Annotated in this window: 12 protein-coding genes; 4 read left to right on the top strand and 8 right to left on the bottom strand. The window is 41.5% G+C overall.

The annotated features are described in order from the left end of the window. Window positions 1-11 precede the first annotated feature (11 nt). Together C6W21_RS00290 and C6W21_RS00285 are read right to left on the bottom strand one after the other, a co-directional pair. A complete protein-coding gene (locus C6W21_RS00290; protein WP_106036598.1) occupies window positions 12-677 on the bottom strand; it encodes an HAD family hydrolase in 666 nt (221 codons plus the stop codon). Between the two features lie 307 nt (window positions 678-984). Beyond that, on the bottom strand, window positions 985-1,335 hold the full coding sequence (locus tag C6W21_RS00285) for a DUF5365 family protein (protein ID WP_106048860.1): 351 nt from the start codon (window positions 1,333-1,335) through the stop codon (window positions 985-987). Between the two features lie 109 nt (window positions 1,336-1,444). Between C6W21_RS00285 and C6W21_RS00280 the strand changes: the two genes are divergently transcribed. Then, window positions 1,445-2,353: an RluA family pseudouridine synthase gene (locus C6W21_RS00280; RefSeq protein WP_106048859.1), complete on the top strand. Its 909-nt coding sequence runs from the start codon at window positions 1,445-1,447 to the stop codon at window positions 2,351-2,353. Between the two features lie 38 nt (window positions 2,354-2,391). Here C6W21_RS00280 and C6W21_RS00275 read toward each other — a convergent pair whose 3' ends face one another. From C6W21_RS00275 to C6W21_RS00265, 3 genes are all read right to left on the bottom strand, one after another. Continuing rightward, window positions 2,392-2,958 (bottom strand): class D sortase, encoded by a 567-nt coding sequence (locus C6W21_RS00275; protein ID WP_106048858.1) that lies wholly within the window; start codon window positions 2,956-2,958, stop codon window positions 2,392-2,394. A gap of 46 nt (window positions 2,959-3,004) precedes the next feature. After that, window positions 3,005-5,908 (bottom strand): 5'-nucleotidase C-terminal domain-containing protein, encoded by a 2,904-nt coding sequence (locus C6W21_RS00270; RefSeq protein ID WP_106048857.1) that lies wholly within the window; start codon window positions 5,906-5,908, stop codon window positions 3,005-3,007. A gap of 85 nt (window positions 5,909-5,993) precedes the next feature. Continuing rightward, entirely contained in the window at window positions 5,994-9,374 is a 3,381-nt protein-coding gene (locus tag C6W21_RS00265; protein WP_106048856.1) for a CheR family methyltransferase, read from the bottom strand. A gap of 144 nt (window positions 9,375-9,518) precedes the next feature. Here C6W21_RS00265 and C6W21_RS00260 point away from each other — a divergent pair, with 144 nt between their 5' ends. Next, window positions 9,519-10,163: a spore coat protein gene (locus C6W21_RS00260; RefSeq protein ID WP_106048855.1), complete on the top strand. Its 645-nt coding sequence runs from the start codon at window positions 9,519-9,521 to the stop codon at window positions 10,161-10,163. A 25-nt stretch (window positions 10,164-10,188) separates the two neighbouring features. On the opposite strand, the gene C6W21_RS00255 is transcribed toward C6W21_RS00260, so the two are convergent. Together C6W21_RS00255 and C6W21_RS00250 are read right to left on the bottom strand one after the other, a co-directional pair. Beyond that, the gene (locus C6W21_RS00255) at window positions 10,189-11,064 is read right to left on the bottom strand and encodes a hypothetical protein (RefSeq protein WP_106050178.1); all 876 of its coding nucleotides are present in this window, start codon (window positions 11,062-11,064) and stop codon (window positions 10,189-10,191) included. 156 nt (window positions 11,065-11,220) lie between these two features. Then, the gene (locus tag C6W21_RS00250) at window positions 11,221-11,727 is read right to left on the bottom strand and encodes a YhcN/YlaJ family sporulation lipoprotein (RefSeq protein ID WP_106048854.1); all 507 of its coding nucleotides are present in this window, start codon (window positions 11,725-11,727) and stop codon (window positions 11,221-11,223) included. Between the two features lie 152 nt (window positions 11,728-11,879). Between C6W21_RS00250 and C6W21_RS00245 the strand changes: the two genes are divergently transcribed. Continuing rightward, the gene (locus C6W21_RS00245; protein WP_106048853.1) at window positions 11,880-12,278 is read left to right on the top strand and encodes a spore coat protein; all 399 of its coding nucleotides are present in this window, start codon (window positions 11,880-11,882) and stop codon (window positions 12,276-12,278) included. 34 nt (window positions 12,279-12,312) lie between these two features. On the opposite strand, the gene C6W21_RS00240 is transcribed toward C6W21_RS00245, so the two are convergent. Beyond that, window positions 12,313-12,693 (bottom strand): hypothetical protein, encoded by a 381-nt coding sequence (locus C6W21_RS00240; protein WP_106048852.1) that lies wholly within the window; start codon window positions 12,691-12,693, stop codon window positions 12,313-12,315. Window positions 12,694-12,790: 97 nt separating this feature from the next. Between C6W21_RS00240 and C6W21_RS00235 the strand changes: the two genes are divergently transcribed. After that, window positions 12,791-13,876: a diguanylate cyclase gene (locus C6W21_RS00235; RefSeq protein ID WP_106048851.1), complete on the top strand. Its 1,086-nt coding sequence runs from the start codon at window positions 12,791-12,793 to the stop codon at window positions 13,874-13,876. Window positions 13,877-13,998 lie beyond the last annotated feature (122 nt).

Here is a 13,998-nt window from a genome sequence, read left to right as displayed (position 1 = left end):
TGTTTGCCCCCTTACTGATCCTCTTTTTCAAGCTGATGGAATAGCTGGAGCAATTCGATTTCAGCCATGGATTCTAATCTGACATCATATTCTTCAAATTGCAGCGTGCTCGTCACTTTGTTTGGGACGATGACGCATTTCATACCTGCCCGTTTGGCAGCTACTGATCCATTTACAGAATCCTCAAATGCCACGCAATCTTTTGGCTCTACCCCTAAGCAGCGTGCGGTTTGCAAATAGAGCTCTGGATTTGGTTTGACTTCTTCCACATCATCTGACGTGCGGATACATTCAAAATAGTCGAAAAGACCAATCTGCTTCAGGTGATCAGACACCCATTTATAGTCTGAGCTGGAAGCAAGTCCAATCTTGATCCCGAGCTCCTTTGCTGCTTCTAAATAAGCTTCTACGCCAGGTCTTGCTGATTCGTCCTTCATTCTTTTTTGAAAACGAGAACGCCGATCTGCTGTGAGTGTCTCATGATCCAGCGTCTTCCCTAGCTGCTTTTCCAAATATTCAAATGGCTTAAAGCCTGCCTGCGTCCCAATGACATTGCCCCATACGGAAAGAGGCAGCTCTGACTCATGCTCTGCAAACATTTCTTGTAAAACCTCATACTCATGTGTTTCTGTATCTAAAATTAATCCGTCAAAATCAAATATAATCGCCTTTACCAACGAGGCCACTCCTTTTTTACGAAAGTCTTAAAGATATACTCCTTGCTATCATATCGTGAATAAAATTGACTTTCAAAGATGAATGTCTGCTAAAATGATTATGTATAAAAGGAGCCTGCACCGTTTTGTCAGGCTCCTACCTTGTTCGGTTCATTCTGTAAGAGATCCAAGCGCTCCGATTCGTGGAGAAATAGGCAATGTTGAAAAAGAGCGGGTTTGGTATTACAGATCTTAAAGGTTTCTCCGTTCCCTTAAAAATAGTATGTGCGAGGACCTTGTAAGTTAACAAGGAAGTTCACACCATCTTTTACGCATTTTGAAGGTGACGGCTGACAAAATCGTCTAGATCAAACGGAAAAGAAAAGCCGCAGGCATTGACCTGCTCACGGTTTCGCTCGAATAGCTCACGATCCCGTTTGGTGATATGACGTTTCGGTTTTACAATTATGGTATGTAATAGCTGAAGACCCGATAAAATACGAAAAGCATCATCCATCGTCCCGTTATATACTCCATCAATAAAGGTAAGGGGTCGGTCTTTTTGACGCATATCCTGCTGCTTTCCATTGACAGCATGAGAAAGAAGATCTTCAACATCCTTTGATATTTCTTCAATTGCCTGCTCTTGCAGGTCTGTAGCAGCTTTCATTAATCTCATGTGACATCTACCTCTCTGTCGTTATTTCTCCATTCAGAATAGCACAGAAAAAAAGGCGTTCGCCAAGGTAAGTGTTTCCTATATATACCCAAAGAGAGGAACGGATATCATGATCATAAAAGGACACACGCTCTCACTTAAAGTAGACGAGCAGCACCATAACACTTCACTCAGTCATTTTTTAAAAACAGCCGTATCTGCATCAAAACCGATTATCCATTTTTGGATGGAGTATCAAAAAGTTCGTTTAAATCAAAAGCCTGCCCATCACGCGGCTAAAGTCAGTAAAGGCGACCAGATCATGATTGATTTATTTGAAACAGAAGAAAGTGATGTGACACCTGAATACGGTGAATTAGAGGTTCTCTTTGAGGACGAGCATTTATTAATTGTGCAAAAACCTGCCGGACGGCCAACTCATCCGAATGAAAAAGGACAAACAGGCACACTGGCTAACCTTGTGGCCTTCCATTTTCAAGCAAATGGAGAAGAAAAGAGGGTGAGACATATCCACAGGCTTGATCAAGACACAAGCGGCACCGTCATTTTTGCAAAGCATAGATTAGCCCATGCGGCTCTTGATCAAATGCTTTCTAAAAAAACAATCAGCCGCACATACATCGCCATCGCAGAGGGGCTTTTCAAAAAAAAGAAAGGCACCATCGATGCAGCGATCGGTCGCGACAAACACCATGCAGTCAGACGAAGAATCTCCCCTGCTGGACAAAAAGCCGTGACTCATTTTCAGGTCATGGACATGAATAAACGTCTGCAAATGACAGCCGTTAAACTGCAATTAGAGACAGGTAGAACACATCAAATTCGTGTCCACCTTAGCAGTCTCGGGCATCCACTAGCGGGGGATACTTTATATGACGGAGTTCGTGATTACATCAACAGGTGTGCTCTTCACGCCAAGCAAGTAGATATGAAACACCCTTTTACAGGTGAGCATCTGATCATAGAAGCACCACTTCCACCTGATATGGCCCAGCTCATGAAGAAAATCATCCATTAAAATAAAGAGCCTGCATAAGATCAGCAGGCTCTTTTTCTTTATTCAGACGCTCTTTTTGCATAAATAATGTACCGCTCTGGCGCATTGCCGACGAAATGAAAAGGATAGCATGTGGTTAGGACAAGCTCTTCCTTTTCATTCTGCAAAGTAATGATGGATGTATCATGCTGATCGACAATTTTCGTATGCGTGATTTCATACACAAACTCACCATAAGGCACAGTGATTTTCAGCTGATCTCCAATATCCAGTTCACCTGTCCGGCGAAACACCGTATCACGGTGTCCAGATAGGACGATTTGTCCATTCTGATCAGGATAATAGCTGCCTTTGTAGTGTCCTACTCCCTTTGCAAGGTCATCCGCATCCGTCCCTTCAACAATGGGAAGGTCTGCTTTCAATTTTGGAATCGTCAGGATGCCAGAGGCTTTCCCCACCTCTGGAGCAAACTGCTTCTTGGACATTCTTTGATCGTCCGCCACGGCCTTCTTCGCTTCGTCTAATGATTGGGCTGTTTGAAGATGAGTAGAGGCGATTTGCCAAATTCCCCAGCCGAGCAGAACAATCCCGGCTGTCATCACAGTCAGTGCAAGCCACTTTTTCATGCCTAAACTCCTTTGCCTGTTACATTTCTCTTAGATGATACGCTCTTTAGCTTGCTGCTTTTTCTTCTTGTTTTGCTTTTTGAATTCGCTCCTCTTTTTGGTACACAATGGAAGATCCCTCAAAGCTTTTGACAAAATCGACAGTGGCTTCTAAGTCTTCTGGGCCTGTTTCAGGGTTTTTCCCAAGCCTGCCTATTGGTGCATATTTACTGCCAGTTGCAGTTGCCATGAAGTTATTCACAGTGAGCGTATACGTTTGATCGAAAGCTACGGCTGAACCATCCGGCAGCTTCAAGTCGACTATTTTATATGTTACCGGATCATAGGAATATGAAAAGCCTGAAATACTATAATCTGGTCCAAATTGTGGAGAGATTTGAGCTTCTATGATCTCAACCAAGTCTTTCCCCTTGATCTCCAGTTTGACTAAAACGTTGCCGAATGGCTGAATATTAAAGAGGTCTCCCCACGTAATCGGTCCTTTTTCAAGGTTTTGCCTAATGCCGCCTCCATTCATCATGGCAAAGTCACTTTTCATTGAATATCTCATACCATCCGCAATCAAATTACCGAGCGGCGTATCCCCATCATTTGAATAGCCACCTTCCATTTTGACCCCAGCTTCTCCAACAACCTCACTAATAATCGGCTCCACTTCTTTCCCGTAATGAGCCAAAATGCCGGCTGCTTCCTTGTCTTTTTCTATACCAGATTGGTCTACATACTGGATATTTGCACTCTTTTTGACGATATCCTTCGTTTTGCGGTCAAGTGTCACATTGACTTCGCCAATCGCCTTCCCATATTCAAAGGCTTGAACAATTAATTTCCCATTGACCTCTCCATTGACCACTTCGTGATTATGCCCTGCAAAGATGACGTCAATTTCATCATCACCTTCTTTGGCAAGCTCCGCACTCTCTCCAGTGATCGTATCGCCATTTTGAGAGGCTGTCATATGAGCTAAGACCGCAATGGCTTTAATCCCTTTTTGTTTTAGTTCCTTCGCAGCTTCATTCACGGCTTTGACTTCATCTGTAAACTGAATGTCTTTAATCCCTTCTGGCATGACCATTCCTGCGGCTGACTTGGTCACAACACCGATAAATGCGACAGGGATTCCTTCGACATTGATGATTTCATAAGCCGGTAAAAGCGGTTTGCCTGTATCCTTGTATTCACAGTTTGCACAAACGAGCGGAAAGTTCTGTCCGTCATACTCCTTTGTTCCTTTAGGATGATCTCCGCCATTTAAGATACGCAATAGCTCGTCGACCCCTTCATCGAATTCATGGTTGCCGACCGTGCCCACATCAAAGCCAATGTTCTCCATGAGCTCAACGGTTGGTTCATCTTGCAGAAGAGAAGATATAGGAGAGCTCCCGCCAATCATATCTCCAGCATGGACCGTAATCGTATTTTTGTGTGCTGCTTGTTTTTGCTTCATATAGGCAGCGACATAATCCATTCGTCCGTACATGCCTTTACTGCCATCACCTTTTAGATCCAGCTCGTATTCTTGATCAATTTTACCGTGTAAATCATTCATACTTAAAATCGTTAATGGTATTTCACTCGTATCCTTTGCCGGCTGATAACCAGCCTGCTCTGCTTCTTCTTTGGAAGCAAAAAAGATCCGTTTATCCACATCGATTTCTTTCCATTTGTCAGGGGACACGTAGGTTTTCACAGCTGAGTCGCCAACATAGCGCGTCAGTCCTTTTTTCTGTTCACGTGCTCTAAATTCAAACGGCTGTTCCAGTAGAGGGTCCGCTTCGTTCCATATGCCCAGTCCTTTTTCTTTTGCTTCTTTTACTGCTTTTTGAAACGTATGATAGTCCTTTTCATCTCCAACTGGCCAGATGAAATAAGTAGGGGCATATCCTTTTTTCACAAGCTCTAAATTTGTATTTAGCCCTTTTATGGTTTTCACTTGAGCTAAAAGACGTCCATAGCTGTCCTTCGCTTCAGGACCAATCTTTAATGTGACTTGGTCACCGCTCGAAAGAAGTGTTTTTAAATAGTCAGTCGCTTGCTGTCCAAAACGCAATTGGTTTTGGTCTAATTCATTTTTGGGCTGATGATACGTTTCCGGCGTGTCCATATTCACAAAACGCACCTTTGTTGTACCTAGAACAGGCTTCTTTAAATGAATTGTATCTCCATCCACCACACGGTCAACTGTTGCTTTGTATTCTTTCTTGATCTTTGGCGGCTTTGGCTGGCGTTTGAGCAGTTTGATATCCTTCTTATGTCTTGGAAGCACCTGCAGCGTATCGTACCTGCTTAACACCCCTGTAAACTCGTACCATTTTCCTGTTTTTATTTTATCAATAGCATTTGTATCGACCATCACTCTCAGGATGGTGCTGTGATATTTTTTATCAATGATCACTACATTGTATCCACCGCCAGCCGGCTGATCTGGTTTTGCCTCAACATAGCCTTTGACTTTCACAAGCTTTCCTTCATGTTTTCCTGCTTGATCCGTTTCTAGTTGCTTCACAGATACCCGCTTCGGCTTTGGCAAAGTTTGATTCACAGCATCTATCTTCAGGCGGTCTTGATCTGGCACTATTTCAATCAGTCCTTTATAAGACGTGATCTTACCAGTCACTGTCACTTTCATGCCTGCTTTTAGTTCCGGGAAGTTATTGGGCTGGGCTGAATAAATATTGATTCCAGCTGATTTGTCTTGAATGTATGTGGACAGTTTCCCATTGCCTACAGCGGATTGATCTGCTGTCACAATTCCGCTCACCGTGACGGTCTCTCCTATTAGCTGACGGGCTTTTTTGATCTGCACGATCTTTTTTTGTTTCCATACCATTTCCTTCTTTTCAGATGCACTGACCTCGCCTCCTGTGATCATGCCAGGCAGTAAGGATTGCAGACTAAAGATCACCAAAACCAAACAACAAATCATTCGAATAGATAGCATTCGTTTCATTAGACCTCTCCCCTTTGTGCTTCATTACTCATAGTGTACAAAGTAAATATTGATGTTGAATGGATTTCATGTAAAACTTGTCTTTTTAACTCATCGGAAAGGTAATAATTACTCGTGTCCCCTCAAAGCTTTTACTTTCAAAACGAATAGTGCCGCCATGGCTTTCAATGATTTTAATGGTCATCATTAAACCAAGGCCTGTCCCCTTTTCTTTTGTTGTATAAAAAGGTTCACCGAGTTTCCCTATTTCGTCCTCTGGTATTCCCTTTCCTTGGTCTTCAAATATCAACATCATTTGATGATCTTTCATGAGAGAGGTCACCTTGATGACACCTGTCACACCATCCATTGCTTCAATTCCGTTTTTAAGGATGTTCAGGAAGACTTGTTTCAGTTCATTGGGAATGCCTTGAATGTTAGGAAGCGACGGAGACAGATTTTTCTGAATGGACACGCCTTTTAAGACCGCCTGGGATTCAACGACCATGATCACTTCTTCGAGCAGAAGATTGACGTGTACCGGTTCAAATTTCACCGATTTGCTTCTAGAAAGAACGAGGAATTCATTAATAATCGACTCGAGTCGATTAAACTCTGACATCATCACATCTGCATAATCTTTCTGATACTTCTTACTTTGAATCATCAGCTGTAAAAATCCTTTTAATGATGTCAGCGGGTTCCGTATCTCATGAGCGATGCCTGCTGCAAGCTGCCCTACTGCCGACAGCATCTCTGATTTCATCAGCATTTTCTCTGACTGCTTTTGATTGGTGATATCCTCTGAAATCCGCATCACGGTTGACTGCATTTTGTCAGGATCATCGATTCGGTGTAAGGAGACTCTCTCCCACCGTTCACGTCCAGATAAATCTTGAAAGTACAGCTCACCTGTCCAGCTGCCCTCTCTTAAACAAACCTTCCATTGCTTCTCTAAATCATCACATTGACATAGCGAATCGTAGACAGAAAAAATATCTTTGCCGATCAGATCATATTCATGCTGCTGGACAAACTGACAGAAACGCTGATTCACGCACTGGATAACCCCTTCCTCCGTTGCAACAACAATATGAATATGGCTGTTATCAAGCGCCGTCACCGCTAGATGAAGCGACTGCTTGATTTTTGTTACTTCGGTCATTTTAATCCAAGTCATCACCGCTCCTTCATGCTCTTGATCGAAGATAGGTGTGATGTGAACGGTGAATTGCTCTCCTTCGTTCGTTTCAATTTCACGTTCGATCGCGCGCCTATCCGATATGACGGATTGGATATCATGATAGAGCGTTTCCTGCGTAAGTTTTTTAGCCATCGACTGAAAGGATTGCTGATGTCTGATTTTCGCAGAAGTAAATAAAGAGGCAGCTGTAGGAGTGTAATAGCGAATATTCATGTCCCTGTCCACAAACAACGTCGCAAGCTCCGGCTTGACAGAGGGTCTATACAGTTCTTCTCTTGTCACCCTTAAGTTGTTTATGATATTAATAAAATGCTCGTGTTTTTTCTCAAACTCCTCTAATTGCGTGTGTTTCGCTTTTAATTGAGCCCTTGCCTCCTGCTCCTTTTGTTTGACTTCATTGAGTTCATTTTCTAAATCGACAATACGCTGCTGATAGACTGAATTCTGATCTGACATCCCTATGTCCCTGCCGTTCTTTTGATTTTTTCCTCTCTCATTCATTCGAATGAGAATGACGTAAACTCCCTTAAAACGGCGGTCAAAACTTTTCACGGTAAAATCTGCATACTGCTTGCTGCCTTTTTCCGAAATGAGAACATGTTGAAACACAACCTCTGTCTCGTCTGTCCACACCTTTTGAAAGGTTTGACTCAACATCTCTTTCATATAATCAGGTATCACATATTCACATGATTGATCTGACACTTCTGTATGGTCTAAAAAAGAATACGCACCATTTGATACTGCCAGGATTTTGTCACAATCGTTGATGACCATACATGCATCATAATCCTTGCTTACTTCTTGCATATATTGTGCGGCTCGCGCTTTCAACTCGATCTCACGAGCGTCTGGTGCCCAAGGGACATGTGGTTTAGAAACGTTTGAATGGGTGTAAATGTTCCATTTTTCATTGAACAAATGAAACAAACGAGGGATATTGGGTACAGTTTCATTTGGCCCTAATATCAACATCCCTTGATCTTTTAAAGCATATTGGAATCGGGACAATACTCGTTTTTGCACTTCAGGCTGGAAGTACATCAGAACATTTCGGCAACTGATAAAATCGAGGTGGATAAAAGGTGAATCGATCAATAAATTGTGAGGTGCAAAGACAATATGTTTTCTAAGCGACTGCTTCACAATAAAAGCGTCACCTTTTCTTTCGAAATATCGCGCCCGCCATTTTTCTGGCATTCTTGCCATAGACTCTACTGAGTAAAGACCTTTACTAGCTGCTTGAATGGCTTTCCGGTTGATATCTGTTGCAAATACTTGAAGTTCGATGGTCACTTGTCTCCGCTTCATTTCTTCTAAAAATAAGATCGTAAAAGAATAGGCTTCCTCTCCTGTCGAACACCCCGCAATCCAAATACGGCATCGGGATTTCCCGTTTTTCACCGCATTTTCAATGATCGACGGAATGACCTGATGTTCACATACACGAAAAGCCTCCATATCTCTAAAAAAAGACGTCATGCCGCTTAGAAGCTGTTCGTGCAGGCGATCAAGCTCATCTGGTTCTCTTTCTAATAAGCAGTCGTACTCTGCTAATAATGAAATCCGTTTTTTTGCAATCCTCATTCGTTTTTGAATGACAGATAGCAGCCTTTTCTTTTGATAGGTTGAAAAAGCAATGCCTTTATACATTTCAAGACGTTCAATAATTCTCAGTAAAACAGGATCTGCCTCATCGAGATGCGGGACGTTGATGATATTGGCGATATATGCCGCAAGGGTTGAAGGGTCTTTAAATGTTTGTTGATACAAGGTGTCAAAACCACTTTCTACCTCACTGCACGATAAAGCTGTACCGCCTTGCTCAACCAACTGAAGCAAGCCACTTCCCACACAATGACCTTTTTGAAAGAAAATCGCAAAAGCCTCTTCCTTTTGAACGCTGGCAAGAGACTGAAAAAGCAAGTCCACAGAGCAAGCCATGCACGGAGGCAGCTGCTCTGATAGGTGCAGCCGCTGATCTTCTGTTAACGTCACAACCGCATGCTGTGGACAAAAATAAATCGTCTTCTTCATGACTTTCTCACCATGTTTAATCGTTTTTGCCCGGTAGCCAATCGGTAAAACAAGTGCTTCCAAATCAGTTATACAATCGCCCGTCACATGATTTTGCACAACAATAAAAGAGGCATTTAATTCATGAGGAAATGATTGAAAAAAAGCCTCAAGATGATGCTGTTCAAACGGCGAAACACCGATGCCAATCACTGGTGCCTGCACATGTTCGTCTTCTATCAAACGATTAATGATTTTGTCCTGCATCTGGTACCCCCATGTTCATTCGTCTGATACTTTTTTTCGACAAAAAGGAAGAAAACCCTCTAATTGTAAATAATGTTTTTTGCATGAAAGAAGGAAAACATCCTCACATTAAAACAGAATGTATAAACAGAAGGAGGAATCTCAATGCAAAACGATCAGCAACCAATGTTTCAAGGAAGCGCTCCCCAGCCTGAGCTCAATCATGGCGGACATGAGTTATTCGATTTACATGAAATTTTAGCCGGCACGATTAATATTTTGGATCAGTATATGATCCTGCGGCAGTTTATTCAGGATCCTGCATTATCCGACATCTTGGATCGACAATACCAATTCGTTTTATCTCAGTACAATGTCACTGTAGATTGTTTTTCTACTGGACAAAAGCCTAGTGAAGAAACCGCTACTTATATGATGAAAGAACACACACAAGTGACGTACGGGATCAAGCCTTCTCAGCCGAAGAAGCCGAATCAGTCATTACAGGATGTAAAAGATTTGGGCATCACTGGACATATGCTCAGCCTAGTCAAATCACACGCTGGGTTACTTTCAATGTCAGCATTAGAAGTAACAAATCCTGTTGTTAGACGTGTGCTTGCTGCGCAAATTCCAAACTTTATCGAAATGGCGTATGAAATTTTCTTGTATCAAAACAAACATGGCTACTATCAAGTCCCGCAGCTTTCAAGACAAGACATGACAGCCATGACGTCAGCTTTCGCGCCGCTTCAGGGGCACGTTCAAATGCCGCCAAGCAAAGCCAATCAGCAAAAGCCGCTTCATTAAAAAAACGGCTGACCTTTTTCTTTGGTCAGCCGTTTTTTCTTTGATACATCTTGTTAAACTGATCTTCAAAATCTGTGAGCCGCTGCCCTGTCGCCTGTTCAAAGCCTTTAGCAAAGTGACCTGTTTTCGCCGTTTCCTGCATGATCTCATGTATGATATCTCGTCCGCAAAGCTGCACCAGCTCATAGATCATATAGTAGCTTTGCAAATAGACATCTGTCTCATACGTCATCCGGGCGTCCTGCCAGTCTTGATCGGAATGAAGAGATTGAAAGGGAATGACGTCGAACCGTTCAGACGTGGCATTTAACACGTCATAGGCCGTCCATTCTGCTGTTCCTTCATGGAACCAAAGGGGAAAGATCACTGGAGACACTTCGTAAGAATGAGCTTTTTCATAGAAAACATAGTGAGCATACTCATGAATAAATAACGTGTTGAAAAAGTATAAAGGCAGTGTCTCTTTCTTCAATAATGCTTCCCGTTTATCTGGATATAACCCTATCATTTGATCATGATCGGAGTAAAAACCCGTAATATGCTTGATTCCGGCAAATTGCTCGATTGTCTCTTTATCATCAAAATAAATAATGTCTAAAGGTTTGTCAGTTTCAAATTGAAAGACTGACGCTGTCCTCTTCTTTGCCTGATCCATGGCCTCGATTGTCAGATCAACAAAAGCGTCCTCTTCCTCTGCATAGTATATTCTAATATGTTCATAGACTTGCTTATTGAGTCCCTCCGTTAAAATGGTTTTAGGAGAAGACTGCTGCTCTAAATATTGTCCTGTCAGCTGAAACGCAACATAAATCAAGTACGCGGTGAAAGCATAAAAAATCAGACCTGCTGCTATCATTCCGCCTACAAGCTTTTTATGAATCAATGACGGCTTGGCTTTCATTTGCTCCCCACCTGAATTCATCCTGCAGCCTCTTTCTTTTTCTATGAAGAAACAAAGATTAACAAGAGGTGATATATTTTTTACTTTATGCAGTCAGGTGCGCAAGGTGCGGTTCCAAACAAAAAAGCCGCATATGACATACGGCTTTTGTCGTAGCTATTTTGATTCAGGGAAGACACGCCGAACCGATTCAGTAAATTCATCGAAAAATCCTGAAATTGGCTCTCCGCTTCTAATACGTTTTCCGTATCCTTCCATACGATCGACAAAGTCTGGATTAGCAGATACATACACATTGTCGATTTGTTGATCCGTTGATTTGACTTTGTCTGAAATTTTCTTTTTCAGATCGTCCGTCACATTTCCGCTTTTATCGCCTTCAAGCATAACGGCTACAAATGCATTTTTCCCTGTGACAAGTACGTTCGCTGTTTTCACTTCAGACATGTTGGCTACAAGCTCTGACGCCTTATCTGCCACTTTGACCTTCTGAGGTGTTTGAACATCTGGCTGATCCTGCCTCATGTTGTCATTCTTATGTGTGACATTTTCATACTGTCGTTTCATTGTTCCTCTTCGCTCATCGCCTTGGTTATTCATGCCACATCCAGTGGTGATCAATGCTGGAACGAGTAGTAAAGATAGCATCCATTTCTTATTCATCAATTAATCCCTCCTTTTGATCTTAGGTTTTTCATCCAGCCGACTTTTTATGCATACATCCTCTCTTTCAGAAATGAATTCATAATTCAGCTTTGTTTGGTCATCCTAAACATGATGAAGAAGTATCATCACGATCAAATGGAGGGATTCGTTTGTTTAAAAAAAGAAAAGGCATGAGCACTGGCGCAATGATCGCAGCATCTACAGCCATCATTGCATTATTTTCCCCGGTTTTACGAAGAAGACTGAAAAGCATGACGCAAATGAATATGTCTTCAATGATGAAAGGAAAAAGTCATCAGCACCATGACTCGTCTCGTCACGAGTCACATGCACAGAAAGAATCAAAAGGAACTGCGGAAATCGGACAAATGATGAAGCAGGCATTCACTGCTGTACAGCCAAATCATACGAATCAGCACCAATCGACATCAAGAAACCATCAGCCAAGAGAGTCTTATGCACAGTCTCTCCATATTGATGAAAGTGTCATGAATGTGATGGATGATGAATCAATCCAGCAAGTGATCAATGACATCGAGCACAAATAAGAAAACAGGAGCCTTTATGAATAGAGGCTCCTGTTTATTCTCCTGAAAAATGTTCTTTAACCATCACAGAGAAGAAAGGTAAAAAGGTGATTTCAACTGTTGTGATAAAATCGCCATAAGCTTTTACTATGATTAAGAGCTCTTTCTCATATTTCTGGTCTTTTTTTATCTCTATATGCTGCACGGTTTTAAAATCATATATTCCTAAAACGGATGAATCTTTTTTACGAACAGCCTTTAACGTAAATTCTTGACTTCCAAGGTACATCGTGACGACGAAGCGCTCGTCTTGATTCTCAAATCGAAATGTCAGGTTTTGATATTCAATAGGCATACCTCTCTCGAACCTTTCATCAGGCTCCGTTTCAAAAAAAGAAAGCCAGTCCGTTTCATCTGGGAAGCGTTTTCCTCGCATGTGTTTCGATCCCCTCATAAGTGGAATTTTTATTAATTATCCATTTTCCCCTTTTCTTTTGCAACAAATTTTAGTAATTTTAAAAAGGTGATTCTATTTGCTAAAAGACCTATTTATTAATTTAACAATTCTTGTCACTTTCCATTATTTATTTATGCTTGTGTTTAAAGAGAATTTTCTGAAGAAAGAAGATACCTTGCTCAGACAGCTATGCAAAGGCATTCTTTCTGGATTACTCGGTGTCCTCTTAATGTTCTTCTCTATTAAAGCAGGACCAGCTATCATTGATTTAAGACATATTCCCCTTATTTTAACGGCCTTTTATGGAGGCATCGCCCAAACAATGATTGCAGCCTGTGTTGTCATCATTGGTCGATTATTAATCGAAGCCAACGTCGCTTCCTTCACCAATATTTTTTCCATGATGATTATCGCTACAGCCTCTTTTTTAATTACTGAACGCCATATGAATCATGTTGTCAAAATGCTTCTGTCCATTACGATCAGCAATGTGATTGCAACTACTTTATTTATTATCATTGCACATGAGACCTCCATTGAATTCCATTCCGCCTATTGGATTTTCTCATATATTGCTGGGTTGTTTAACTTTTATGTCATTGAGCATCAAACAAAAGCATATCAGCTTTTAAACCTGTATAAATTCCAAGCTCATTATGACTTTTTAACAGGTGTTTTAAACAAACGGAAGTTCGATGAAGTATTAAGTGATGCTTTTACTATGAAATTGAAGCAGCCTATCCATCAAATGTCCCTTATTTACTTAGACATCGATTACTTCAAATCCATCAATGACCAATATGGACATCATGAGGGAGATATCGTCTTAAAAGAAATCGGAAAAAGGCTGATAAAAAACACAAGAAGCTCTGATTATATTGGCCGGATCGGCGGTGAGGAATTTGCTGTCCTTCTACCAAATTGTACAATTGAAAAAACATGGCAGATTGCAGAACGCTTACGGAGAAAAATAGCAGATCAGCCGATTTATTTACAAAATGGCATGTCCATTCATATCACTGTATCACTTGGGTGTGCGTATTACCCCAGAACAAGTGCAGACATCAAACAATTACCGATTATGGCTGATCAGGAGCTCTATAAAGCAAAGCAGTCTGGCCGAAATCAAGTGAGCTTCTCAGAGAGAAAAAGAGGCCAATGAACATAGGCTATTTCCTCAATTTGTTAGCGTTAATTATTTTTAAAAAAGTTTTCGTATAACAGTTGTTTTTTCCCGCAAACACTGGTAAAGTAAAGGTAATTATTTTTGTTCGTATCATCTTT

Source organism: Bacillus sp. NMCN1, assembly GCF_002998085.1.
In the GTDB taxonomy this organism is placed as follows: domain Bacteria; phylum Bacillota; class Bacilli; order Bacillales; family Bacillaceae; genus Bacillus.
The sequence above is the reverse complement of the archived record's forward strand: the minus strand, read 5'-3'. Positions and strand labels throughout refer to the sequence as shown.

What these genes read in the sequence shown, in the direction of transcription:
- C6W21_RS00285 (WP_106048860.1), bottom strand. Translation starts at nt 1,335, where the DNA reads ATGAGATTAATGAAAGCTGCTACAGACCTGCAAGAGCAGGCAATTGAA.
- C6W21_RS00280 (WP_106048859.1), top strand. Translation starts at nt 1,445, where the DNA reads ATGATCATAAAAGGACACACGCTCTCACTTAAAGTAGACGAGCAGCAC.
- C6W21_RS00275 (WP_106048858.1), bottom strand. Translation starts at nt 2,958, where the DNA reads ATGAAAAAGTGGCTTGCACTGACTGTGATGACAGCCGGGATTGTTCTG.
- C6W21_RS00270 (WP_106048857.1), bottom strand. Translation starts at nt 5,908, where the DNA reads ATGAAACGAATGCTATCTATTCGAATGATTTGTTGTTTGGTTTTGGTG.
- C6W21_RS00265 (WP_106048856.1), bottom strand. Translation starts at nt 9,374, where the DNA reads ATGCAGGACAAAATCATTAATCGTTTGATAGAAGACGAACATGTGCAG.
- C6W21_RS00260 (WP_106048855.1), top strand. Translation starts at nt 9,519, where the DNA reads ATGCAAAACGATCAGCAACCAATGTTTCAAGGAAGCGCTCCCCAGCCT.
- C6W21_RS00255 (WP_106050178.1), bottom strand. Translation starts at nt 11,064, where the DNA reads ATGAAAGCCAAGCCGTCATTGATTCATAAAAAGCTTGTAGGCGGAATG.
- C6W21_RS00250 (WP_106048854.1), bottom strand. Translation starts at nt 11,727, where the DNA reads ATGAATAAGAAATGGATGCTATCTTTACTACTCGTTCCAGCATTGATC.
- C6W21_RS00240 (WP_106048852.1), bottom strand. Translation starts at nt 12,693, where the DNA reads ATGCGAGGAAAACGCTTCCCAGATGAAACGGACTGGCTTTCTTTTTTT.